The sequence below is a fragment of the Shewanella sp. S1-49-MNA-CIBAN-0167 genome (genome assembly GCF_040310145.1).
GTDB lineage: Bacteria > Pseudomonadota > Gammaproteobacteria > Enterobacterales > Shewanellaceae > Shewanella > Shewanella psychromarinicola.
This window is the reverse complement of record NZ_JBEOPO010000222.1, coordinates 1-279: the sequence shown is the minus strand read 5'-3', so window position 1 is coordinate 279 and position 279 is coordinate 1. Positions and strand designations below refer to the sequence as shown.

1 pseudogene is annotated in these 279 nt (G+C 45.2%); it reads left to right on the top strand.

The features are described from left to right. Positions 1-279 (top strand): annotated as a pseudogene (locus tag AAEZ00_RS21085) (hypothetical protein); the annotation flags it as partial.

Sequence of the window (279 nt, the reverse complement as noted above, 5' to 3'; positions counted from 1 at the left end):
GAGTAAAAGTGATCAACGACTTAATGCCAACTAGCAGCTTAACCCCAATCAACCGATTAACCCGCACCTGTGACGTTATATTCACGTTAGCATTGGTAATATTAAGCAGTTTATTATCTTTTGCTGCGTTTGCGGGGTCGAGCCAGCAATTTCATCTCGACATCCCGACCATCAATGAAGATATTGAGCTTGATGGCGACTTTAACGAGCCTGCATGGCAACATGCTACCGAGGTAATACTGCGTTATGAAACCTCTCCTGGAGAGAATACCGCTGCAC